The sequence below is a fragment of the Stenotrophomonas sp. 62841_Sma genome, assembly GCF_056482945.1.
Genome location: NZ_CM151224.1, coordinates 3,646,181 through 3,670,135, shown reverse-complemented (window position 1 = coordinate 3,670,135; position 23,955 = coordinate 3,646,181). Strand labels below are relative to the sequence as shown.

Sequence of the window (23,955 nt, the reverse complement as noted above, 5' to 3'; positions counted from 1 at the left end):
CCCCGCCCGACCTCTGACAGTTTCCGTGTGCGTCCGCCACGGAAAATCAAAAGAAAATCAAAGTCAAAAGCGGATCGTTTCGCTCGCATCCACGCATAGCGTGGATGTGTGTCGACCAAGGTCGACACCTACCAACAGCGGAGCGGGACGCGATGCGCCGGGATCTGTCAGAGGTGGGGCGGGGTGGCTGGGCAGGACCGTTGGCGCCATGGATGGCGCCATCGAGCCCCCAAGGATGGGTTTACGGCGTGTCCTGCCCAGCCACCCCGCCACACCAAATCCACAGTCCAACCGCCGCCTTTGACGTTGACGTTGACGTTGACGTTGACGTTCAGCGGGTCCCGGGCCGCAGGCCCGGGCAACAGAACCCTACCGATCGTCGTGCAGGGTGCCGCCCGGCAGGAACACCCACGTGCGCGTGACCTGCAGGATATCGATCTCATCCTCGGTCTTCGGCAACGGCGGGAACGGCTGCGCCAGCTTCACCACCCGCAGAGCCGCCTCATCCAGCAACGGCGTCCCGCTCGAACGCAGGATCCGGCTGCTTTCCACGCTGCCATCGCGGCGCACACCCACGCTGATCACCACCTGGCCACCCAGGCGGCGCTGCCGGGCCTCGTCCGGGTAGTTCAGGTTGCCGACGCGCTCGGCGCGATCGACCCAGGCACGCAGGTAGTTGGCATAGGCATATTCGCGCGTGCTGGCCGACACGAACTTGCGGTTCGGACGCTTGGCGTACTGCGCCGAGCGCAGGTGCACTTCGGCGGCCAGGCGCGCCATCTCCACGTCGCGCTGTTCGCGTGCGCTCAAGGGCGCATCCGGTTCGGGCTGATCCGGCGTGGGCCGGGACTGCGCCTGCGCCACCATTTCTTCGCCATTGCGGCTGCTGACCACCCGTGCCTGCGGCGGCGGAACCGGTGCGGCCGATTGCTGCTGCTGCGGAATCGGGCTGATTCCGGACTGGGCCTGCGGCACGATGCCGGCCTGGTTGTCACGCGGACGCTGTGCGCGGTCGTGTTCGCCACCGCCTTCCTGGTTGGCTGCGGCCAGGAAATCAGCCTGCTTCGGCGTCAGTGCGGTGCGGGTCTGGCTGAAGATCACTTCCAGCGTCGGCACCAGCGGTGCATCGCCCTTCACGGCGAAGCCCACGCCCAGGATCAGCAGGGCGTGGACCAGCACCGACAGCGCGATGGTCGCCCCCAGCCGTTGCGCTTCGCGCGGCGGCGGGGGCAGTACGGCAGGTGCGGCAGACATCAGCGCAGGCCGGCCTCGAGTGCGTCGAACAGGGTGCCGGCAATGTTCAGGCCGTACTGTGCGTCCAGTTCGCGCACGCAGGTCGGGCTGGTCACGTTGACCTCGGTCAGGTAATCACCGATCACGTCCAGGCCGACGAAGCGCATGCCGCGACGCTTCATCTCCGGCCCGACCTGGGCGGCGATCCAGCGGTCGCGCTCGCTCAGCGGGCGGCCTTCGCCGCGGCCACCGGCGGCGAGATTGCCGCGGAATTCATCACCCTGCGGGATGCGCGCCAGGCAGTAGTCGACGGGTTCGCCATCGACCAGCAGGATGCGCTTGTCGCCGGCGGTGATGTCGGGAATGAACTTCTGCGCCAGCGCCATCCTGTGGCCGCCGTCGGTCAGGGTTTCCAGGATCACATTCAGGTTCGGATCGCCCTGGCCGCTGCGGAAGATCGAGCGGCCGCCCATGCCATCCAGCGGCTTCAGCACGGCCTGGCCGTGTTCCAGGGCAAAGGCCTTCAGCGCCTTGGCATCGCGGCTGACCAGGGTCGGCGGGCAGCACTGCGGGAACAGCAGGGCGGCCAGCTTCTCGTTGTAGTCGCGCAGGCCCTGCGGGTTGTTGACCACGCAGGCACCGGCAGCGGCGGCCACGTCCAGCACCTGGGTGTCGTAGATGTACTCGGCGTCGACCGGCGGGTCCTTGCGCATCAGCACGATCTGGCCGGGACCGAACTCGGTACGGCTGAACGCACCCAGCTCATACCAGCCGACCGGGTCGTCGCGCACCTGCAGCGGTGCGGTCTGGGCCACCGCCACGCCACCTTCCAGGGCCAACCCGCCCGGGCGCACGTAGTGCAGGGCATGGCCGCGGCGCTGGGCTTCCAGCAACATGGCGAAGGTGGTGTCCTTGGCGATCTTGATGTGGGCGATGGGGTCCATCACCACGATGACGTTCAACGGCATGGGCGCACCTGTCTGGCAAGGCGTTGATGGTAGCGGCAACGCCGGTCGCGCGCCTCCCCGCCGTACTGCAACGCAGCGTCCGCCCGGCGGTCGCGCACGCATTGCGAAACCCGTCACGTTCAGGAGGGTGCCATGCCCCGCGCCATGGGGCGGCCTTGAAGCGGGCGCGGAAAGTGCGATATAGATACGCTTTCGTAGCGGCCCCCGCCAGAGATCGGGCCGTGCGCTTGGGGATAGGCAATGACTGAAAACACGACTGCGGGCGGGGAACTCGCAGGACTCCGGGTGATGGTCATCGATGATTCGAAGACCATCCGCAGGACTGCGGAAACGCTGCTCAAGCGCGAAGGCTGCGAGGTGGTCACCGCCACCGACGGCTTCGAAGCGCTTGCGAAGATCGCAGACCAGCAACCGCAGATCATCTTCGTCGACATCATGATGCCGCGCCTGGACGGCTACCAGACCTGTGCGCTGATCAAGGGCAACCAGCTGTTCAAGGCGACCCCGGTCATCATGCTGTCGTCCAAGGATGGCCTGTTCGACAAGGCGCGGGGACGCATCGTCGGCTCGGAGCAGTACCTGACGAAGCCTTTCACGCGTGAAGAACTGCTGGGTGCCATCCGCACATACGTCAACGCCTGACCAGGGGGAAAGGCACAATGGCTCGTATCGTTCTGATCGAGGATTCACCGACCGACCGCGCGGTGTTCACCCAGTGGCTGCGCCGTGCCGGCCATGAGGTGCTGGAAGCGGACAACGCCGAGGATGGACTGCAGCTGGTCCGCGACCAGGTGCCGCAGCTGGTGCTGATGGACGTGGTCCTGCCCGGCATGAGCGGCTTCCAGGCCACCCGCGCGATGGCCCGTGACGCGGCGATCAAGCACATCCCGGTGATCATCGTCAGCACCAAGGCGATGGAAACCGACAGGGCATGGGGCCTGCGCCAGGGCGCAGCCGATTACATCGTCAAGCCGCCGCGCGAGGATGAACTGATCGCGCGGATCAACGAACTGGTGGCCTGATGCGCTCGCCCTTCGACATTCTCGAAGCCTACGAACGGCGCAGCCTGGCCCATGCGGTGCAGCTGCCCGAACGGCAGTTCGCCCAGGACCTCTGGCGTGGCGTGGGCTACCGCGTCGGCCAGCGCCGGCTGGTGTCCGATTTCCGCGAAGTGGTGGAAATCGTGCCGATGCCGCCGGTCACCCCGGTGCCGTGCGCGCAGCCGTGGCTGCTGGGCGTAGGCAACCTGCGCGGCAACCTGTTCCCGGTGGTCGACCTGAAGTACTTCCTGGAAGGCACGCGTACCGTGCAGCAGGAAGGCCAGCGCGTGCTGATCATGCGCCAGGCCGGCGGCGACGTCGCGCTGACCATCGATGAACTGTTCGGCCAGCGCAGCTTCGAACTGGACCAGCAGATCGCGGCCGGCACGCTGGCCGAAGGACGTTACGGCCACTTCGTCGATCGCGCCTTCCACGCCGACGGCCACGACTGGGGCGTGTTCTCGCTCTCGCTGCTGTCGCGTACCCCTGAATTCCGGCAAGCCGCGGCCTGAGGCCGGGCATCGCCCCCTGCATTGAAGATCGAGGTTGAACGATGAGTACTGCTTCGGACGCCACCAAGACCGGCAAGCTGCGGCTGGGCGGCAGCAACCTCTGGTTGTTCCTGCTGCTGGCATCGATGATCCTGTTCGGCGTCAACACCGGCGTCGCCACCTGGCAGGGCAGTCGCCTGGCCGATGCCGGTTCCAAGGCAGCCGACCTGCAGGTGCTGTCGCAGCAGCTGGCCAACCAGGGCCGTGACGCGGTGGGCGGCAACGCGCAGGCGTTCACCGCCTTCAAGGCGACCCGCAACGCGATCGAACAGAACGTGTCGACCCTGCAGGGGCGCTACGGCAAGGAGCCGGGCGTGTCGGGTGCGATCGCCACCCTGGCCGAAACCTGGGCGCCGCTGGGCAAGCAGGCCGGGCAGCTGGTCGCCAGTGAACCGGCGGTGCTGGCGCTGGCCGGCAATGCCAACAACTTCACCGGCGCGGTGCCGGGCCTGCAGGCCCAGCTGAACGAGCTGGTGCGTGCGATGTCCGCCTCCGGCGCGCCGTCGTCGCAGGTGTACAGCGCCCTGCAGCAGGTGGTGGTGGCCGGCTCCATGGCCCGTCGCGTGACCGAAATGCGCGCCGGTGGCAGCGCCGCTGCCACCTCGGGCGATGCACTGGCACGCGACATCACCGTGTTCTCGCAGGTGCTCGACGGCCTGCGCAACGGCAACGAGGAACTGGGCATCACCGCCGTGCGCGGTGCCGCCGCCGTGGCCGCGCTGGAGCAGTCGCAGCAGAAGTGGGAGGCAATGAAGCAGGACGCCGATGCGATCCTGGCCAGCTCGCGCCAGCTGTTCGCCGCCCAGTCCGCCGCCACCGCGCTGGGCCAGGGCTCGGCGCACATGCTGGACGACAGCCGCAAGCTGTTCGAGGCGTTCTCCTCGTTCGGCTCGGTGTCCGATACCCGCCTGTTCCCGAACTTCTGGATCGGCGTGGTCTCCGGTGCGCTGTCGCTGATCGCGATCATCGGCTTCGTCTCCACCAACGTGCGCAGCCGCTCGCGCGAGCAGGAACTGCGTTACCAGACCCAGGTGGAATTCAACAGCCGCAACCAGCAGGCGATCATGCGGCTGCTGGACGAAATCTCCTCGCTGGGTGAGGGCGACCTGACCGTGAAGGCCTCGGTGACCGAGGACATGACCGGCGCCATCGCCGACGCGATCAACTACGCCGTCGACGAACTGCGCCACCTGGTGACCACCATCAACGACACCTCGGCCAAGGTCGCGCTGTCCACCCAGGAAACCCAGGCCACCGCCATGCAGCTGGCAGAGGCGGCGGGCCACCAGGCCAACCAGATCACCTCGGCCTCGGACCGCATCGGTGAAATCGCGGCGAGCATCGAACAGGTGTCGCGCAACTCGGCCGAGTCGGCCGACGTGGCACAGCGCTCGGTGGTGATCGCCGCCGAAGGTGCCGGCGTGGTGCGCGAGACCATCCAGGGCATGGACCAGATCCGTGACCAGATCCAGGAAACCTCCAAGCGCATCAAGCGCCTGGGCGAGTCGTCGCAGGAAATCGGCTCGATCGTGGAACTGATCAACGACATTTCCGAGCAGACCAACATCCTGGCATTGAACGCGGCGGTGCAGGCGGCTTCGGCCGGTGAAGCGGGCCGCGGTTTCGCGGTCGTGGCCGACGAAGTGCAGCGCCTGGCAGAACGCACTTCGGGCGCAACCCGACGCATCGAGAATCTGGTCCAGGCCATTCAGGCCGATACCAACGAAGCGGTCACCTCGATGGAACAGACCACCGCCGAAGTGGTGTCCGGTGCACGTCTGGCCGAGGACGCCGGCACCGCACTGACCGAAATCGAGCGCGTGTCCAATGCACTGAACACCCTCATCAAGAACATCTCCATCGCCGCCCAGCAGCAGTCGGCTGCGGCCTCGGACATCACCCGCACCATGGGCGTGATCCGGCAGATCACCGGCCAGACCTCGCAGGGTGCCGGGCAGACCGCCGAATCGATCGGTCATCTCGCGCAGCTGGCGGCCGACCTGCGTCGTTCGGTCGCCGACTTCAAGCTGCCGGCGTGACGCGGGCAGGGCGGCGAGCAAGGAACCAGTCGATGAAGCATTTCCATTCCCCACGCCAGAACTCGCGCGGCTTCCGCGCGGCGGCGAACGGAGCGCGTCCATGAGCAGTCTGCGCGATGCGATGAGCCACGCAGCGCTGGGCTGGGTCAAGCCCGAGCTGGACGAGACCCTGCGCCAGGTGCGCAACGAGGTCGAGTACTACGCGGAAGACCCGGCCGATGCCAGCCGCATGCGCATCTGCGCCGGCTACCTGCACCAGGTGCAGGGCACCCTGCGCATGGTCGAGCTGTACGCCCCGGCGATGGTGGCCGAGGAGCTGGAACAGCTGGCCAATGCCATCGGCGCCGGTAGCGTGGCTGATCGGGATGAAGCCTGCGCGACCCTGATGCGCGGCAGCGTGCTGCTGCCCGATTACCTGGAGCGCCTGCAGAACGGCCACCGCGACATTCCGATCGTGCTGATGCCGCTGCTCAACGAAATCCGTGCCGCGCGTGGCGAAGAGGGCGTGCATGACAGCGTGCTGCTGGCGTTCGCGCCGGACAGCGTCAGCGCCACCGAGGCCGAGCTGGACCATGCCCGGGGCAGCCTGAGCGGGCGCAACCGCGAGCTGCTGGATACCGTGGGCAGCGCGGTGAAGGAAGAACTGCTGCGCATCAAGGATGCGCTGGACCTGCACCTGCGTACTGGCGGTGCGCCCGAACAGCTGCAGACCCAGGCCAACGAACTTGGCGCCGTGGCCGATACGCTGGGCATGATGGGCCTGGGCGTTGCCCGCGGCGTGGTCGTGCAGCAGCGCGATGCGCTGCGTGGCGTGGTCGAAGGGCGCCAGCAGATCGACGAGAACCTGCTGCTGGATATCGCCGGCGCATTGCTCTACGTGGACGCGTCGCTGGACGACCAGGTCGCCCATCTGGGCGCCGGCGGCAGTGGCGAAGATGACCCCAGCGCGGTGGAGAACCGGCGCACGGTGGAGGTGCTGGCACATGAGGCCATCGCCAACTTCGCCGCCGCCCGCGAGCATTTCGTCGCCTTCATCGAAACCAGCTGGAACCATGCCGAGCTGCAGGACGTGCCGCGCCTGCTGGGCGATGTGTCCGGTGCGCTGCGCATGCTCGACCTGAACACCGCCGCCGATTACCTGCGCGGTGTGCAGCAGTACATCGAAGCCGAGCTGATCGGTCGCCAGCGCGTGCCCAGTGGCCGCCAGCTGGACACCCTGGCCGATGCCATGGCCAGCCTGGAGTACTACCTCGAGGCTCTGCGCGACCGCCGCCCGGGCCGCGAGGACATCCTCGACATCACCCGCAGCAGCCTTGAAGCGCTGCGCTATTGGCCGTTGCCGGACCGCAATGCAGTGGCGCCTGTTGCCGCCGCGCCGATTCCGTTCGCATCGCTGCTGGTGGACCGCGAGCCGATCGCGCTGCAGACCGAGCCGGTACAGCCGGAGCCCATCGAGATTCCGGTGCAGCCGGCCGCGCCCGCCGCCGGCACGGTGCCGGTGCCGCTGCCGGACTTCACCTTCGATCCGCCACCGGCCGCGCCTGCACCGGAGGTGGTGGACAACCGCCTGATGTTCGGGGCGCTGGGGAGTGTCGCCTCCACACCGCTGTCGCTGCATGACGACGCGGATGCACCGCTGGTCTTCGCCGCCTCCAGCGCGCCTGCGCCCGAGGTACCGCAATGGGATCTCGCACCGTTCCATCCGGACTCCGAGCCGACCGCGAGTGCCGAAGTCGAGCGCAGTCCGACCTTCGCCAGCTTCGACCCGGTCAGTTTCGAACGGGCCGAAACCAGCGTGGAACCGGCGCCGCAGTGGACACTGTCGGAGGCAACACCGCCGGCATTGGCCGATGTGGCTGTGATGAATGTCGAGGACGACGTCGACGCGTCGGTGCCCTTTGACACCGCTGACGTTGCCGCGCCCGTGTTCGACCCGGTGGCTGCCGAGCACGATGTGGTCGCCGCCGGTGACGACGTGGTGTTCCGTTTCGACGCCGATGCGCTGGACAATGCCGACGACGTGCTGTCGCTGCACGCGATGGAGACGCTGTCGCTGGACGACGACGCCGGATTGCACCCGGCGCTGGAGATCGTCGATCCCGCTGCATCCGTGCGGGTGGACGAAAGCCCTGTGGTTGCCGAAGCGGACGCGGTTCCGGCGGATGTGCAGGAGGACGTGCCCGCGCCGATGGCCGAGGTGCTGACGCCGGTCTCCGATGCACCGGCACCGGCGGTGTCGGTGATTGATATCGACACCATCGCGCCCATCGACTTCAGCGAAGCCGACGCGCAGTTCTTCGCCGAGCTGAGCGCCGCGGCGGCCGATTTCAATCCGCAGGCCATGGCGGCTCCGCCCGCTGCGGACATCCCGGTCGTGGCCGGCACCGAGACCGGCTTCGAGGCAGGCTTCGACGACGATGCCGAGAACATCGACGAGGACATCCGCGAGGTGTTCCTGGAAGAGTTCGACGACGAGCTGGCCAACCTGGGCACGCTGCTGCCGGCATGGCGCATGCAGCTGGACAACATGGACCGGCTGCGGCCGATCCGCCGCATCTTCCACACCCTCAAAGGCAGTGGCCGCCTGGTGGGTGCACGCACCCTGGGCGAGTTCGCCTGGAAGATCGAAGGCATGCTCAATCGCGTGCTCGATGGCAGCCGCCCGGCGACTCCGGCGGTGCTGGCGATGGTCGACAACGCCCATGCCGCGCTGCCGCAGCTGAACGCCGCGCTGCGCCATGGCCAGCGCATCAGCGTGGACCTGCAGGCGATGCAGGCCATTGCCGATCGGGTCGGTGCCGGCGAGGAGACCTTCTACGTGCCGTTGCCGGCTGCGGCCGCACCGGCAGCGACACTGGCCGAGTCCGAAGGCGAAGACGAAATCAGCCGCCTGCTGGAAGCCGAGGCCGCTGCGTCGGCGCAGGCCGATGCCACGGCGGTGGCGGAAGACGCCGGTACCCCGGCCAACATCGACAGCGTACTGCGCGAGATCCTTGAGGCCGAGGTCGAAGTCCACCAGGCGACCCTGCAGGAATGGCTGCGCTCGGCGCAGCAGGCACCGCAGCCGGTCAGCGACGCACTGCTGCGTGCGGTGCACACCATGAACGGCGCCTTCGCGATGACCGAAGTGCCGGAAATCACGGCGGTCACCGGCGGTGCCGAGTCCTACATCAAGCGTGCACTGGCCGCCGACGTGGTGCCTGGCGACGAGGGCGTAGCCGCACTGGATGCGACCGCGCAGGCGATCACCGCGACCATGGAGGCGCTGCAGGCCGAACAGCCGCGGATTGTTCCGCAGGGCGCGCTGGTGCAGCGGCTGCAGGCATTGGCCGGCGAGCTGCCGGAAGCGCGCTGGCCGCTGTTCGCGCTGGAAGACGAGGACGAAGAGGGCGTCGAGCTGGCGCCTGATGCCGAGCAGGCATCCGCGGCCGAAGCGCCGCTGGCCGGGCTGGACACGCTGGACGAAACCAGCATGCCGTCCGCTTTCGATGCGGCGACCGATTTCATTGCCGAGCCGCAGTCGCATGCCGAAGATGCGCTGGAACCGGTTCCAGCTGCAACCGGGCTGGAGGTGCTGGACGTCGCAGCCGACAGCGGCCTGGACGTGGGTGAGCTGACCGCCAGCGACGATCTTTCGCGTTACTTCGACGCCGGCTGGCCGTCGGTGCCGGGCGAAGGTGAACCTGCCGCGGACGACACCGGCGCGATTGAATCGATCCAGCCGATTGAACGTGCGCCTGATGTTGCCCAGCACGAATCAGATGCCGTGCCGGCGATCGCGACGGTCGACGACGCTGACCTGACCATGGCGGACGATCTGTCGCCGTACCTCGATGCCAGTGCGCTGCCGGTGGATGACCGCGACGCGGAAGAGTTGCCGGTGTCTGCGGAAGTTGACGCGATCGACCTGAATACGCCGTTGCCGTTTGATTCGGGCAGTGACGATGACAACGTCATTGACGACGCTGCTGCACTGCCACTCGACAGCGAGCTGTCGAGCCTGCAGGATGAAATGGCTGTGCCGGGTTTTGCAGAACCGGTCACGCTGGCAGCCGCGCTCGAGGCCGGCCTGCACGTGATCGAGGAGGAGCAGACCCTGGACGACGACGGGCAATGGCCCGTGATCGGCCTCCAGGCCAGCGAACTCGCGCCGGGTGAGGCAGATGCCTTTGCCGAGGATGCGGACGTCGGCGGGGAGGCGGCGGTCGGTGAAGGAGAGAGCGCCGATCAGCCGTCCCCGGCGACGGTGATTGAGGAGATCACCGCGGAGGCGCCGCAGGGCGGCACTGCTGCGGTGCGCTTCTTCGAAATGGAAGACGCACCGGGCCAGGGTACGGTCGATACCGATGCACAGGTTGCAGCGACCGACATCGTGCCGCGTGCGCCGCACCACGAGCAGGCACCTGTTGCGGCGGATGCCGAAGACGGCGCCGATGCACTCGACTTCAGCGTGTACGACCGCGAGCTGGTCGATATCTTTGTCGAGGAAGGCAAGGACCTGCTCGACCACTGCGATGGCCTGATCAGCGAACTGCGCGATGCACCGCAGGACCGCGAGGTGCTGGCCGGCCTGCAGCGTGACCTGCACACCCTGAAGGGTGGCGCACGCATGGCTGGCATCAACGCCATCGGCGACCTTGGCCACAGCATCGAATCGCTGCTGGAGGCGGTGGCCGCTGGCCGCACCGAGATCGAACGCCGCGACGTGCAGCTGCTGGAGCGTGGCTTTGACCGCCTGCACCAGCTGCTCACCCGCACCGGCGCGCACCGTGTGGTGGAGCCGGCGCAGGATCTGGTCGAAGCCTTCGAGGTCCGCACCACCATCGATATCGCCGCAGCCGCTGCGGCCGCGCGTGCGGCCAGCGAGATCGAGACCGTGCCCGCACAGGCCGCGGGCCCGCTGGCGACCCCGATCGAAGCGCCGCTGTCGGCTCCGCTTCCGGCCGAGGGCGTGATCGATGAAGATCCGCTGGCGCGTCCGCAGCAGGAGCAGGTGCGCGTGCGTGCCGACCTGCTCGACCGCCTGGTCAACCATGCCGGTGAAGTGGCGATCTACCGCTCGCGGCTTGAACAGCAGCTGGGTGCCTTCCGTGGTGCCATGGGCGAACTGGAGCGCACCAATGCGCGACTGCGCGACCAGCTGCGGCGTCTTGACCTGGAAACCGAGGCGCAGATCGTCGCCCGCTACCAGCGCGAGCAGGACCAGGCCGACCAGAAGTTCGATCCGCTGGAGCTGGACCGCTTCTCCACCCTGCAGCAGCTCAGCCGTGCGCTGAACGAATCGGCGGCTGACCTTGGCGGCCTGCAGGGCGTGCTCGATGATCTGTCACGCCAGTACGATTCGCTGCTGCAGCAGCAGTCGCGCGTCAGCTCCGAGCTGCAGGATGGCCTGATGCGCGCGCGCATGGTGCCGTTCGATGGCCTGGTGCCGCGCCTGCGCCGCGTGGTCCGCCAGTCCGGCATGGATACCGGCAAGCAGGTCCACCTGACCCTGGAAGGAACCCACGGCGAACTGGACCGCAACGTCCTCGACCGCATGGTCGCGCCGCTGGAACACATGCTGCGCAACTCCGTGGCCCATGGCCTGGAAGCGCCGGAACAGCGCCGCGCCGCCGGCAAGCCGGAGGAGGGCGAGATCGCCATCCGCCTGCACCGCGAAGGTTCGGAAATCGTGCTGGAAGTGGCCGATGACGGTGCTGGCCTGGACCGCGAGGCGATCCGCCGCCGCGCCATCGACCGTGGCCTGCTGGCCGCCGATGCGCAGCCGAACGAGCAGGAGCTGGACAACCTGATCTTCGCGTCCGGCTTCACCACCGCCGACCAGGTCAGCCAGCTGGCCGGTCGTGGCGTGGGCATGGACGTGGTGCGCAACGAAGTGCGCCAGCTCGGTGGCTCGGTCGACATCCAGTCGGTGCGGGGCCAGGGCGTGCGCTTCACCCTGCGCCTGCCGCAGACGCTGGCCGTCACCCAGGCGGTGTTCGTGCAGATCGGCGAAACCACCTTCGCGGTGCCGGTGGCCTCGGTCAGTGGTATCGGCCGCCTGTCGCGCGAGCGTTTCGAAGCCGCCGACAGCAGCTACCGTTACAGCGGTGAAGACTATCCGCTGTACGACCTCGGCAGCCTGGTCGGGCAGGCCCCGGCGCGTGCCGATGGCCAGGACCAGGTGCCGCTGCTGCTGGTCCGTGCCGGTGATCTGCGTGCCGCCGTGGCGATCGACCAGGTGCTGGGCAACCGCGAAATCGTGGTCAAGCCGGTCGGCCTGCAGATCGCGTCGGTGCCGGGCATCTACGGTGCCACCATCACCGGCGATGGCCGCGTGGTGGTGATCCTGGACGTGGCGCCGCTGGTGCGCCGCTTCCTCGCCAACCCGACGCTGCCTGTGCTGACCAACGCACCGCGCCAGGAGCGCCAGGTGCCGCTGGTGATGGTGGTCGACGACTCGCTGACCATGCGCAAGGTCACCGGCCGCATCCTCGAACGCCACAACTTCGAGGTCAGCGTCGCCCGCGACGGCGTGGAGGCGCTGGAGCGGCTGGAAGAGCGCGTGCCGGACCTGATGCTGCTGGATATCGAGATGCCGCGCATGGATGGCTACGAGCTCGCCACCGCGATGCGTGCCGACCCGCGCTACAGGGACGTGCCGATCGTGATGATCACTTCGCGCAGCGGTGACAAGCACCGCCAGCGCGCCTTCGAGATCGGTGTCCAGCGTTACCTGGGCAAGCCGTACCAGGAACTGGACCTGATGCGTAACGTGTACGACCTGCTGGGGATCGCCCGTGTCCGTGAGTGAAACCCAAGCGGCTCCGGCCGTGGCCCTGCTGGCTCGTCCCGGCGCGGCGCGTGAGCGCCTGCGTGAGGCGTTGTCGCACGCCGATGTGCAGCTGGTGCTGGAAGATGATCCCAACACGCTGGAGGCGCGGGTCCTGCAGGAGGCGCGCCCACAGTTCGTGGTGATCGCGCTGGAAGCCGCCATCGAGGACGCCTTGGAGCGCCTGGAAGCGGTGCTGTCCGCACCGGGTCTGACCCTGGTCTTCGACGAGGCCGAACTGGCTGCACGTCGTGATGGCTGGGAGGCTCAGCGCTGGGGCCGTCATCTGTCCGCCAAGCTGCATGGCCACCAGCAGGTGTTGCCGCCGGGGGCCGAAGAAGAACCCAGCCTGCAGCTGGAGCCGGGCCACCCGGCACCGCCACCGGCGCCGCAGGAAGAAGCGCTGCAGCCGCACCTGGAGCAGGCATTGAGCTGGGCCGACGAGGTCCCCGCTGACACTCTGTACTCGCCGCCTGCGCAGCTGCACGAACCGATCGCGCTGGAACAGGCGCTGGCGGCCTTGCAGCCGGTGGTGCCTGAGCGGCTGGAGGCCCCCGCACTGCCGTCGCTGGCAGAGACCGCGTCCGCAGCACCGCCGCTACCGCCGGTCTCCTTCGACCACACCGCCTGGTCGCTGGTCGAGGACGAGGCCGATGCCTCGGCAACCGCTCCGCACCACGCTGCCGTGGAGGCTCCGCTGCCTTCCTTCGATACCGGTCATCTGAGTCTGGTCGATCTGGACGCTGCTGCGCCCGTGGGCGCACGCGCCGGATCGCTGCTGGTGCTGGCCGGCATCGGTGGCCCGGATGCGCTGCGTCGCCTGCTCGGCGCGCTGCCGCCTTCGCTGAGCGTGCCCGTCCTGGTGCACATGCGCCTGGATGGCGGGCGCTACGGCAACCTGGTCAAGCAGATGGCACGCGTGTCGCCGTTGCCGGTGCAGCTGGCTGAAGCCGGCCAGCGTGCAACTCCGGGTGAAGTGCACGTGCTGGCCGATGACATCGGCGTGCAGGCAGCCAGTGACGGCCTGCATTTCGTCAGCGACGCGCAGGGCATTGCGATTGCCGCGCTGCCAGCTGACCACACCGCGCTGGTCCTGCTCAGCGGCGCTGACCTTGCGCATGTTGGTCCGGCGCTGGATCTGGCCGCCGCCGGTGCATGGGTGGCCGGGCAGGTGGGCGAGGGCTGCTACGACCCGGCTGCAGCCACGGCGGTGGTTGCTGCCGGCATGGTGGCTGGTGAACCGCAGGAACTGGCGCAGGCGATTGCCGTGCGCTGGGGTGAGCAGGACGACAACGGAGAAGCACCATGAGCTATGCCAGCAATGACGAAATCCGTGGCGTCCTGATCCAGGCCGGCAACGCGCGCGTGCTGCTGCCCAATGCCACCGTGGCCGAAATGATGTCGCGCGTGCCGGTGCAGCCGGTCTCCGATGCGCCGCGCTGGCTGGTCGGCGAGATCGGCTGGCATGGCTGGCAGGTGCCGCTGGTGTCGTTCGCGCGCCTTTCCGGGCTGGGCGAGGAAGCCGTGGGCGGCCACAACAAGGTGGTGGTGCTGAAGGCCCTCAGCGGCAACGCGCAACGCCCGTATTACGCCCTGCTGACGCAGAACTTCCCGCAGCTGATTTCGGTGCCGCGCGACGGGCTGCTGGCTGACGCCTCGGAAGAAACCCTGCCGGACATCGTGCACATGCGTGTGCTGCTGGGCGAGCAGAGCGCGCTGCTGCCGAACCTGGACGCGCTGGAAGCCGCCCTGGATTCGCTGGCGGCCTGATCGGACATCCGCCGGGCATTTTGAATTCCTGGTAGTGCCGGCCGCTGGCCGGCAACCGCATGATTCCGTGGAGGCCGGCCAGCGGCCGGCACTACCAGGAATCGGGCCTTACCCCAGATCCCCCAACCGTGCCTGCAACGCTGCAATCGCGGCCAGGCCGGCCGTTTCCGTGCGCAGGATGCGCGGGCCCAGCTGCAGGCCCTGGAATCCTGCCGCCGCCAACTGATCCCGGTCGCGCGGCGACCAGCCACCTTCCGGGCCGATCGCGATCACGATGCCGCCTGCCGGAGCGGCCGCCAGCGTCGACAAGCGATGTGTGCCCAGCGGGTCCAGGGTCAACCGCAGCGTATCCACCGGCAGTGCCGCTGCCGCCTGCGCCAGCGACAGCGGTGATCCCACCTGCGGAATGCGCGCGCGCCCGGACTGGCCGCAGGCCGAGGTCACCACATTGTTCCAGTGCGCCACGCGCTTCTCCGCCCGTGCTGCATCCAGCTTCACCTCGGTGCGCTCGGCGTTGACCGGAATGATCGCCGCCACGCCCAGTTCGGTGGCTTTCTGCAGGATCAGGTCCATCTTCTCGCCACGGGCGATGCCCTGCAGCAGGGTGATCGTCAGCGGCGATTCGTTGTCGATGGCCTGCACGGCGTCGATGCGCACCTGCACTTCGCGCTTGCCGGCCACGGTCAGCGTGGCGCGGTAGTCATGGCCGTCGCCGTTGAACAGCACACAGGTATCGCCCTCGCGCAGGCGCATCACCCGCACCAGATGGTTGGCGGTCTCTTCCGGCAGGGTCACGGTCTGGCCGCTGTGCAGCGCCAGGTCGATGGGGCAGCGGGTCACGCGCATGCAATCGCCTCGTCAATCGCCGCCAGCGTGGTATGTGCCAGCAGCTCCAGTTGTTCGTCATCCACGCAATAGGGTGGCATCCAGTACAGCACGTCGCCCAGCGGACGCAGCACCACGCCACGTTTCAGCGCGGCCTTGTAGGCGTGCAGGCCCAGCCGCATGGCCGGGTCGAACGGGGGGCGCTTGTTGCCATCGCGCGACAGCTCGAACGCCACCACCATGCCGGCCTGGCGCACGTCGGCCATGTGCGGGTGGTCGGCAAACGGAGCCGCCAGCGTGCCCATCACCGAGGCGATGCCCCGGTTGCGCGCGATCACATCGTCGTCGCGGAAGATGTCCAGCGTCGCCAGCGCTGCGGCGCAGGCCAGCGGGTTGCCGGTGTAGCTGTGCGAGTGCAGGAACGCACGCTCGCGCGAGTCATCAAGGAAGGTGTCGTACAGCGTCTGCGTGGCCAGTACCGCGGCCAGCGGCAGGAAGCCGCCGGTCAGGCCCTTGGACAGGCACATCAGGTCCGGCATCACGCCGGCCTGCTCGCAGGCGAACAGGGTGCCGGTGCGGCCGAAGCCTGTGGCGATCTCGTCGGCGATCATGAATGCACCGTGCGCATCACACAGTTCGCGAACCCGCTGCAGGTACACCGGGTCATGCATGCGCATGCCGCCCGCGCACTGCAGGCGCGGCTCCAGGATCACCGCACAGATCTCGCCCGGATGCTGGTCGAACAGTGTGGCCAGTCCATCCGCGGCCTGCCGCGCGCGATCTGCCGCACTCTGGCCCGGCTCGGCCAGGTAAGCGTCGGGCGAGGGCGCGAACAGGCCTTCGGCCAGCAGCGGCGCATAGACGCGGCGATACAGCGGGATGTCACCCAGCGCCAGCGCGCCCAGGGTCTCGCCGTGGTAGCCGTTCTCCAGCGCGATGAAGCGCGTGCGCCGCGGCTCTCCGCGGTTCTGGAAGTACTGGAATGCCATCTTCAGCGCCACTTCCACGCCAGCTGAACCGTTGTCGGCGTAGAACACCTTGGCCAGCGGCTCGCGGCCGGGCTGCCGCGGCGCCAGCGCCAGCAGGCGTTCGGCCAGGGTGATCGCCGGCTCGTGGCCGAAGCCGGCCAGCATCACCTGTTCCAGCTGCCCGGCCTGGGCGGCAATGGCACCGCCGATGCGCGGCTCGGCATGGCCGAACAGGTTGGTCCACCAGCTGCTGACCGCGTCCAGGTAGCGGTTGCCGTCGTGGTCGAACAACCAGGCGCCCTGGCCGCGTGCGATCGGGACCAGTGGCAGGGTGTGCGGATGCTCGCGCATCTGCGTGCACGGGTGCCACAGCACCTTGAGGTCGCGTTGCCGCCAGTGCTCGACCAGCGGGGAGGGGGTTGGGTCTGCTAGCATTTCGGGCTCATGAACATGTTGCTGCCTGCACATTCTATCGGCCCCGGCGCAGGCGCCGGCCGCCGCGGAGATTCCGCATGAACGATGACCGTGTCGGCCGTCGCTTGCCGATCATCCATCGGATCACCGATGAGGAGAACGGTCCCTTCCAGCGCCAGCACCTGGACCTGGAGTTCTCCAACGGCGAACGCCGCCGCTTCGAGCGGCTGGTCAGCCGGGGGCATGGCGCGGTGGTGGTGGTGCCGATGCTCGACGACGAGACCGTGCTGCTGGTACGTGAATACGCCGCCGGCATGCACCGCTACGAGCTGGGCCTGGTCAAGGGTCGGATCGACGCCGGCGAGACCCCCGAGCAGGCCGCGGACCGCGAACTGAAGGAAGAGGCCGGTTACGGCGCGCGCCGGGTGGATGTGCTGCGCGCGATGACCCTGGCCCCGACCTACATGAGCCACCAGTCGTGGCTGGTGGTGGCGCGCGACCTGTACCCGGAAAAGCTGGCCGGCGACGAGCCGGAAGAGCTGGAAGTCGTCCCGTGGAAGCTGGCCGAGCTGGACCAGCTGATGCTGCGCGAGGACTTCTCCGAGGGACGCTCGCTGGCGGCGCTGTTCATCGCCCGCCAGTGGCTGCAGGGATTGCGATGATCAAACTGACCACGGACCTGCGCGAGACCGCCATCGCCATTGCCCAGGAAGCCGGACAGGCCATCATGCAGGTCTATGCCGATGGCTTCGACGTGCAGCTCAAGGACGACAACAGCCCGGTCACCGCCGCCGACCTGGCCGCCAACCAGGTCATCGAGCAGGGCCTGCAGCAGCTGACCCCGGATCTGCCGATCCTGTCCGAGGAGTCGGCCCAGGTCACGTGGGAGCAACGCCGCCACTGGGGCGCCTACTGGCTGGTCGATCCGCTCGATGGCACCCGTGAGTTCGTCAAGCGCAACGGCGAGTTCAGCGTCAACATCGCGCTGATCTACCAGGGCGCACCGGCCTTCGGCGTGGTGCTGGCGCCGGTCACCGGCATCGTCTGGCATGCCATGCGTGGTGAGCTGGCATACCGTCGCCAGGGCCTGCACGACACCGTGCTGCGCACCCGCACGCCGGCCACCGCACCGCTGCGGGTTGCCGCCAGCCGCTCGCACCGCTCACCGGAAACCGAGGCGCTGCTGGCGCGCATGGGCCGCATCGAGACCATCGCGCAGGGCTCGTCGCTGAAATTCTGCCGGATCGCCGAAGGTGGCTTGGATGTCTATCCGCGTCTGGGCCCGACCTCCGAATGGGATACCGCCGCCGGCCAGTGCGTACTGCACGCCGCCGGCGGTGCGGTACTGTCGGCAGCGACCGGCAAGCCGTTCCGCTACAACCGCCGCGAGACCCTGTTGAACGGCGATTTCATTGCCCTTGGTGATACCAGCCTGCCGTGGCGCGACTGGTTGTCCGACTGACCCTGGAGGCCGCATGAGCGCGCATGACACCCCCATCGCCGGCAGTGCAGCCAGCAACGAACTGGAACGCCTGCTGGCGATCATGGCGCGCCTGCGCGATCCGCAGGGCGGCTGCCCCTGGGACCTGGAGCAGAACTTCGCGACCATCGCGCCGTACACCATCGAGGAAGCCTACGAGGTGGCCGATGCCATCGATCGGGGCGACCTCGATGATCTCTGCGATGAGCTCGGCGACCTGCTGCTGCAGGTGGTGTTCCATGCGCGCATGGCCGAGGAGCAGGGCGCCTTCGCCTTCGCCGAGGTCGCGCGCGCGATCAGCGACAAGATGCAGCGCCGCCACCCGCACGTGTTCGCCGATGTCAGCGTCGATGACGCCGACGGGGTGACGCGTAACTGGGATGCGATCAAGCGTGCCGAGCGTGCCGCCAAGGGCGAGCAGGACACCTCCGCATTGGCCGGCATCTCGCGTGGCCTGCCCGAATGGCAGCGAGCGGTGAAGCTGCAGTCGCGCGCGGCCAAGGTCGGTTTCGACTGGCCGGGCCCGTTGCCGGTGCTGGACAAGGCGGCGGAGGAACTGCAGGAGCTGCGCGAGGAGTTCGAGCGCGGCGATATTGCCGGCAACAAAGCGCGCCTGCAGGAAGAGCTGGGCGATCTGCTGTTCGTCTGCGCCAACCTGGCACGCCACGCCGATATCGATCTGGGTGCGGCGCTGCGCGGGGCCAACCACAAGTTCGAACGCCGCTTCCGTGCGATGGAAGCGCAGGCTGACGCCCAGGGTGGAGCGCTGGCGTCGATGGACCTGGATGCGCAGGAAGCACTGTGGCAGCACGCCAAGGCGGCGGAGAAGGCGTGAAGACGCTCGCGCTGTTCCTGCTGACCGCGCTGGCCGAAATTGTCGGCTGCTACCTGCCGTGGTTGTGGCTGCGCAAGGGCGGCAGCGTGTGGCTGCTGCTGCCGGCTGCCGCCAGCCTGGCCCTGTTCGCCTGGCTGCTGACCCTGCACCCGACCGCCAGTGGCCGGGTCTATGCGGCCTACGGTGGTGTCTACATCGGCACCGCGCTGTTCTGGCTGTGGCTGGTCGATGGCATCCGCCCCAGCCGCTGGGACCTGTTCGGCGCAGCCCTGTGCCTGGCCGGCATGGCGGTGATCATGTTCGGGCCGCGCACGCCCCCGGTGTAGCGTCGAGCCATGTTCGGCCGCTTCGGCTTTTGTAGCGTCGAGCCATGCTCGACGGCTTCCGCTCTTATGTAGCGTCGAGCCATGCTCGCCTGCAACTGGGAGGGCCAGTCGAGCATGGCTCGACGCTACAAAGGCAGCGCCACCGGATCATGCACTGCCTTGTCAGAATCGGCCACGCTGTCCAGGCCGCTTTCCCTCCCGGGAAGGCGCATGATGGCGGTGACCACGGCCCCCGGAACACGCACATGTCCCGCTTCGCCAGCTTCCGCGAGTTCTATCCGTTCTATCTCAGCGAGCACCGCCACCCGGTATCGCGCCGGCTGCACTTCGTCGGCAGCTGCGGCGTGCTGCTGCTGGTCGTTGCAGCGATCCTGCGCGGGCAGCCGGTGCTGTTGCTGGCCGCCCTGTTCTGCGGTTACAGCTTCGCCTGGGTCGGCCATTTCTTCTTCGAGAAGAACCGCCCGGCCACCTTCCAGCACCCGCTGTACTCGTTCATGGGCGACTGGGTGATGTTCGCCGACATCCTGCGCGGGCGCGTGCCCTGGTAGCTCCGCTGTGAATGTGGCCTTCACGCGCTATGCTGGGGCCTGGACGTCATAGATAAGGAAAGCAAGATGTTCCCGACCATGTTCTTTACCGTGGTACTGGCCTTCGTGGCCGTGGTGATCCTGTTCAAGGCAGTACGGATGGTGCCCCAGGGCTACGAGTGGACCGTCGAGCGCTTCGGGCGCTACACGCACACCATGACCCCCGGCCTGCATTTCCTGATCCCGATCGTGTACGGGGTGGGGCGCAAGGTGAACATGATGGAGCAGGTGCTGGACGTGCCCAGCCAGGAAGTGATCACCAAGGACAACGCCGCCGTGCGCGTGGACGGCGTGGTGTTCTTCCAGGTACTGGATGCCGCCAAGGCCGCCTATGAGGTGGCCAACCTGGAAGTGGCGATGATCGCCCTGGTGCAGACCAACATCCGTACGGTGATCGGTTCGATGGATCTGGATGAATCGCTCAGCCAGCGCGAGGTGATCAATGCCCAGCTGCTGAGCGTGGTCGACTATGCCACCAATCCCTGGGGCGTGAAGGTCAACCGCATCGAGATCCGCGACATCCAGCCGCCGCGCGATCTGCTGGATGCGATGGCGCGGCAGATGAAGGCCGAGCGCGAGAAGCGCGCGCAGATCCTCGAGGCAGAGGGTTCACGGCAGTCGGAGATCCTGCGCGCCGATGGCGAGAAGCAGGCCACCGTGCTGGAAGCCGAAGGCCGCCGCGAAGCCGCGTTCCGCGATGCCGAGGCGCGCGAGCGCCTGGCCGAGGCCGAAGCGATGGCGACCAAGGTGGTGTCGGCCGCGATTGCCGAGGGTGACGTGCAGGCGATCAACTACTTTGTCGCGCAGAAGTACGTGGAAGCGTTCAAGGAGCTGGCCAGTTCGCCGAACCAGAAGCTGGTGCTGATGCCGATGGAGGCCAGTGGCGTGATCGGTTCGATCGCGGGCGTGGCCGAACTGGCGAAGCAGGCGCTGGCCAGCCAGGACAACAAGGCCGCCGGCAAGCGGCCGCCGCCGCTCGGAGGCTGACATGCGCTGGGAAGTCGTCGGTTGGGGCGCGCTGGCGCTGCTGCTGTTCGCGGCCGAAGCGCTGGCGCCGGGTGCGTTCATGCTGTGGATCGGCATTGGCGCGGCGGCAGTGTTCGTACTGGTTGCGGTGTTCAGCGACATTCCACTGTTGTGGCAGGTGATCGCTTTCGTCCTGCTGAGTGTGGTCTCGATCCAGTGCTACCGGCGCTGGGGGAGGCCGCGGGCACGGCCCAGCGATGCGCCGTTGCTCAACCGCCGTGCCGAGCAGCTGGTCGGCCGGGAGGTGGTACTGCAGCAGGCTATCGTCGGTGGCCAGGGACGGGTCAGCATTGACGATGCGTCCTGGCAGGTGAGCGGTCCGGAGCTGCCTGCCGGTACGTGGGTACGGGTGGTGGCGGTGCAGGGCAGCACGCTGCTGGTCGAAGCGGTGGCCTAGGGGTTCCCAGCCAACGGCGGAGCCCCTCGTGGGTGGTCGCGGAAGGCGGTTCATGTGTCTGGGTCGGGCGGGTTGGGTTCGCGGGACACGCCGTAGACCCCGCTCCGCGGTCCGGCCCAGCCGCTGGCGGCTGCGCGTTCGGTCGCTTGCGAAGCAGTGCTTCGCAAGCAAAGCGCCCTCACCCATGGGGGCTCGATGGCGCCATCCATGGCGCCAACGGTCCCGCGAACCCAACCCGTCCGACCCCCGACAGTTTCCGTGCGCGTCCAGCCCACGGAAAAAGAAAAAGAGCAAAGAGCAAAAGCACTCGCTCCGACCCGCCCAGGCCGAGTCAATCCAGAGCCGATGAACTCAGGCTTTGCGCTCCAGCTGTAGAAAGCGGCGTCGGCCGCAGGCCGGCCAAACACCCCGCTGCGCTGCGGCGCGACCTGCGGGCGACCGATCTGGGATAATGGGGATTCTTGTTTCCTCTGCTGCCGGACCCGGTCATGACCCAGAAGACGCTGCTCAACGATACCCACCGCGCCCTTGGCGCCAAGATGGTCGATTTCGGGGGTTGGGACATGCCCATCCACTACGGCTCGCAGCTCGACGAGCACCACCTGGTTCGTCGCGAGTCGGGTGTGTTCGACGTCAGCCACATGACCGTGGTCGACCTGCGCGGTGACCAGGTCAAGCCGTTCCTGCGCCGCCTGCTGGCCAACTCGGTCGACAAGCTGAAGGTGACCGGCAAGGCACTGTACTCGTGCATGCTGAATCCGCGCGGCGGCGTCATCGACGACCTGATCGTCTACTACCTGGGCGACGATTTCTTCCGCATGGTGGTCAATGCCTCCACCCGCGAGAAGGACCTGGCCTGGCTGCGCGAGCAGGCTGCACCGTTCGGCGTCACCGTCGAGCAGCGCCCGGACCTGGCCATCCTCGCCGTGCAGGGCCCGCAGGCGCGCGACATCGTCATCGGCCTGGCCCGCGAAAGCGATCGCGCAGCGCTGGCCAAGCTGGGCCGTTTCGCCGCCCTGCAGGTGCAGTCCGATGACGGCGTCGAACTGTTTGTCGCCCGTACCGGTTACACCGGCGAAGACGGCTTCGAAATCCTGCTGCCGCAGGACGCCGTGGTCGCGTTCTGGAACCGCCTGCTGGCGGCGGGCGTGAAGCCGGCGGGCCTCGGCGCACGCGACACGCTGCGCCTGGAAGCCGGCATGAACCTGTACGGCCAGGACATGGACGAAGAGATCAGCCCGTACGAAGCGGCGCTGGCCTGGACCGTGTCGCTGGACGAAGGTCGCGACTTCATCGGCCGCGACGTGCTGGAAGCGCAGAAGGCTGCCGGCACCGCCCGCCAGATGATCGGTCTGGTGATGGACGAGAAGGGCGTGCTGCGCCATGGTCAGGCGGTGACCACCGCCGGCGGCCAGGGCGAGATCCTGTCCGGCACCTTCTCGCCGACCCTGGCCAAGGGCATCGCCTTCGCCCGTGTACCGGCCGGTGAACTGGGCGAGGTCACCGTCGACATCCGTGGCCGGCAGGTGCCGGTGCGCGTGGTCAAGTTCCCGTTCGTGCGCGAAGGCCAGGCCCAGCCCGGCGTGCTCGCCGACGCCTGATCCGAAACTGCCGATCGTCACTGACAGCAGTGGCGGCCGGTTGGTTACACTAGCCCCGTTTTTCCCACCCCTGCATATCTCTGGAGCAGTCCCATGAGCGAGATCCCCGGCGACCTCAAGTTCCTCAAGTCCCATGAGTGGGCCCGTGTCGAAGGCAATGGCCGTGTCACCGTCGGTATTTCCGACCACGCCCAGGGCCTGCTGGGTGACCTGGTCTACGTCGAACTGCCGGAAGTCGGCGCCGACGCAAAGGCTGGCGAGCAGATCGCCGTTGTCGAGTCGGTGAAGGCCGCCTCGGACGTCTACAGCCCGATCAGCGGCAAGGTCGTCGAGGTCAACTCGGCGCTGTCCGACAAGCCGGAAACCATCAATGAAGATGCCTACGGCGAAGGCTGGATGTTCGTGGTCGAACTGACCAACGCTGAAGAGGTCAACGAACTGCTGGATCCGGACGCGTATGCCGAAGCCCTGGAAAACGACGACCACTGAGTCGTCACTTCCGGGTTCTGGAACGGCCACCTTCGGGTGGCCGTTCTTGTTTTGGCGAGTGCGTCGGACTCATGACGGCGGGTTCGCTCTGCACCCTTGGCGTGGCATCAGCCGACAGACGAACGGTGCCGATCAGCGTGCGCAGTTTTGCGCAAATCCGCGTTTCCGCCCCGCGCCGAAGCGATCGAATGTGAAAACTTTTCGCCCCCCGTTGCGGCCCCGTTGTGCTGGCGTTGGCGACGGTGCGGGTGACCATCGGCGATGCACGTGCGCTGTTGTCCGGAACATGTGCCTATCTGCGCAGAGTGCTTATTTCAAGTGTTTTTTGTTCAGAGAGCGCATCGACTTCGTCGTATGCGGCGCGCGTGCGCGTCGCTTCAATGGTCGTTGCAGGGCGCGCACGGCGGTGGCGAGGGCGGCGTCCGGGATGGCGCGGATGTGAAAATTTTTCGCGGGGGTTGTTGACAGTAAAAAAAACCGTGATTAGGTTTCGCCTCAGCAGACCTTGCCTGCCCAACCGAGTGCGCAGAATCAATCGTCCGATGCGAAGCAGCCCCTTCAAGACCACCGCGACCCTGATGACGGTGGACATGGC

21 protein-coding genes are annotated in these 23,955 nt (G+C 67.6%); 16 read left to right on the top strand and 5 right to left on the bottom strand.

Features of this window, described 5'->3' with window-relative positions; translation table 11 throughout:
* Positions 1–369: 369 nt before the first annotated feature.
* Positions 370–1,254 (bottom strand): TonB family protein, encoded by an 885-nt coding sequence (locus tag ACZK5G_RS17265; RefSeq protein WP_032130099.1) that lies wholly within the window; start codon positions 1,252–1,254, stop codon positions 370–372.
* On the bottom strand, positions 1,254–2,201 hold the full coding sequence (gene gshB, locus ACZK5G_RS17260; RefSeq protein WP_121504664.1) for a glutathione synthase: 948 nt from the start codon (positions 2,199–2,201) through the stop codon (positions 1,254–1,256). The genes ACZK5G_RS17265 and gshB overlap by 1 nt, the downstream gene beginning before the upstream one ends.
* Before the next feature lie 240 nt (positions 2,202–2,441).
* Here gshB and pilG point away from each other — a divergent pair, with 240 nt between their 5' ends.
* The 7 genes from pilG to ACZK5G_RS17225 all read left to right on the top strand — a co-directional run bounded on the left by pilG (position 2,442) and on the right by ACZK5G_RS17225 (position 14,412).
* On the top strand, positions 2,442–2,843 hold the full coding sequence (gene pilG, locus ACZK5G_RS17255) for a twitching motility response regulator PilG (RefSeq protein WP_005418455.1): 402 nt from the start codon (positions 2,442–2,444) through the stop codon (positions 2,841–2,843).
* Between the two features lie 17 nt (positions 2,844–2,860).
* Complete coding sequence (locus tag ACZK5G_RS17250; RefSeq protein ID WP_478464192.1) at positions 2,861–3,223, top strand: response regulator; 363 nt, start codon at positions 2,861–2,863, stop codon at positions 3,221–3,223.
* The gene (locus ACZK5G_RS17245) at positions 3,223–3,753 is read left to right on the top strand and encodes a chemotaxis protein CheW (protein ID WP_005410716.1); all 531 of its coding nucleotides are present in this window, start codon (positions 3,223–3,225) and stop codon (positions 3,751–3,753) included. The genes ACZK5G_RS17250 and ACZK5G_RS17245 overlap by 1 nt, the downstream gene beginning before the upstream one ends.
* 41 nt (positions 3,754–3,794) lie before the next feature.
* Positions 3,795–5,831 carry a methyl-accepting chemotaxis protein gene (locus ACZK5G_RS17240; protein WP_032130100.1) on the top strand — a complete coding sequence of 679 codons (2,037 nt, stop codon included), beginning with the start codon at positions 3,795–3,797 and terminating at the stop codon, positions 5,829–5,831.
* A 100-nt stretch (positions 5,832–5,931) separates the two neighbouring features.
* Complete coding sequence (locus ACZK5G_RS17235; protein ID WP_478464190.1) at positions 5,932–12,624, top strand: Hpt domain-containing protein; 6,693 nt, start codon at positions 5,932–5,934, stop codon at positions 12,622–12,624.
* A complete protein-coding gene (locus ACZK5G_RS17230) occupies positions 12,611–13,951 on the top strand; it encodes a chemotaxis protein CheB (RefSeq protein ID WP_478464188.1) in 1,341 nt (446 codons plus the stop codon). Before ACZK5G_RS17235 ends, ACZK5G_RS17230 begins: the two co-directional genes overlap by 14 nt.
* Positions 13,948–14,412 carry a chemotaxis protein CheW gene (locus ACZK5G_RS17225; RefSeq protein WP_006385148.1) on the top strand — a complete coding sequence of 155 codons (465 nt, stop codon included), beginning with the start codon at positions 13,948–13,950 and terminating at the stop codon, positions 14,410–14,412. The genes ACZK5G_RS17230 and ACZK5G_RS17225 overlap by 4 nt, the downstream gene beginning before the upstream one ends.
* 108 nt (positions 14,413–14,520) lie before the next feature.
* On the opposite strand, the gene ACZK5G_RS17220 is transcribed toward ACZK5G_RS17225, so the two are convergent.
* Together ACZK5G_RS17220 and bioA are read right to left on the bottom strand one after the other, a co-directional pair.
* On the bottom strand, positions 14,521–15,258 hold the full coding sequence (locus ACZK5G_RS17220) for a 16S rRNA (uracil(1498)-N(3))-methyltransferase (protein WP_478464186.1): 738 nt from the start codon (positions 15,256–15,258) through the stop codon (positions 14,521–14,523).
* Positions 15,249–16,640 carry an adenosylmethionine--8-amino-7-oxononanoate transaminase gene (gene bioA / locus ACZK5G_RS17215; protein ID WP_478464184.1) on the bottom strand — a complete coding sequence of 464 codons (1,392 nt, stop codon included), beginning with the start codon at positions 16,638–16,640 and terminating at the stop codon, positions 15,249–15,251. The genes ACZK5G_RS17220 and bioA overlap by 10 nt, the downstream gene beginning before the upstream one ends.
* A 77-nt stretch (positions 16,641–16,717) precedes the next feature.
* On the opposite strand from bioA, the gene nudE reads away from it, so the two are divergent.
* The 9 genes from nudE (at position 16,718) to gcvH (ending at position 23,360) form a co-directional block, all read left to right on the top strand.
* Positions 16,718–17,281 (top strand): ADP compounds hydrolase NudE, encoded by a 564-nt coding sequence (gene nudE, locus ACZK5G_RS17210; protein WP_478464182.1) that lies wholly within the window; start codon positions 16,718–16,720, stop codon positions 17,279–17,281.
* Complete coding sequence (gene cysQ, locus ACZK5G_RS17205; RefSeq protein WP_478464181.1) at positions 17,278–18,081, top strand: 3'(2'),5'-bisphosphate nucleotidase CysQ; 804 nt, start codon at positions 17,278–17,280, stop codon at positions 18,079–18,081. Before nudE ends, cysQ begins: the two co-directional genes overlap by 4 nt.
* 13 nt (positions 18,082–18,094) lie before the next feature.
* Complete coding sequence (gene mazG, locus ACZK5G_RS17200) at positions 18,095–18,934, top strand: nucleoside triphosphate pyrophosphohydrolase (RefSeq protein WP_049422149.1); 840 nt, start codon at positions 18,095–18,097, stop codon at positions 18,932–18,934.
* On the top strand, positions 18,931–19,260 hold the full coding sequence (locus tag ACZK5G_RS17195; protein ID WP_032130110.1) for a YnfA family protein: 330 nt from the start codon (positions 18,931–18,933) through the stop codon (positions 19,258–19,260). Before mazG ends, ACZK5G_RS17195 begins: the two co-directional genes overlap by 4 nt.
* 245 nt (positions 19,261–19,505) lie before the next feature.
* Entirely contained in the window at positions 19,506–19,808 is a 303-nt protein-coding gene (locus tag ACZK5G_RS17190) for an Mpo1-like protein (protein ID WP_049422150.1), read from the top strand.
* A 66-nt stretch (positions 19,809–19,874) separates the two neighbouring features.
* Positions 19,875–20,834 (top strand): SPFH domain-containing protein, encoded by a 960-nt coding sequence (locus tag ACZK5G_RS17185; protein WP_478464179.1) that lies wholly within the window; start codon positions 19,875–19,877, stop codon positions 20,832–20,834.
* A gap of 1 nt (position 20,835) precedes the next feature.
* The gene (locus tag ACZK5G_RS17180; protein ID WP_125895565.1) at positions 20,836–21,270 is read left to right on the top strand and encodes an NfeD family protein; all 435 of its coding nucleotides are present in this window, start codon (positions 20,836–20,838) and stop codon (positions 21,268–21,270) included.
* A gap of 488 nt (positions 21,271–21,758) precedes the next feature.
* Positions 21,759–22,871, top strand: a complete 1,113-nt coding sequence (gcvT, locus tag ACZK5G_RS17175) for a glycine cleavage system aminomethyltransferase GcvT (protein WP_032130056.1) — start codon at positions 21,759–21,761, stop codon at positions 22,869–22,871.
* 93 nt (positions 22,872–22,964) lie between these two features.
* Positions 22,965–23,360, top strand: coding sequence for a glycine cleavage system protein GcvH (gene gcvH, locus ACZK5G_RS17170; protein WP_005410701.1), 396 nt, complete (start codon positions 22,965–22,967; stop codon positions 23,358–23,360).
* A gap of 292 nt (positions 23,361–23,652) precedes the next feature.
* Here the strand turns inward: gcvH and ACZK5G_RS17165 are convergent, their stop codons facing one another.
* Positions 23,653–23,952 carry a hypothetical protein gene (locus ACZK5G_RS17165; protein WP_182266553.1) on the bottom strand — a complete coding sequence of 100 codons (300 nt, stop codon included), beginning with the start codon at positions 23,950–23,952 and terminating at the stop codon, positions 23,653–23,655.
* Positions 23,953–23,955: the final 3 nt, after the last annotated feature.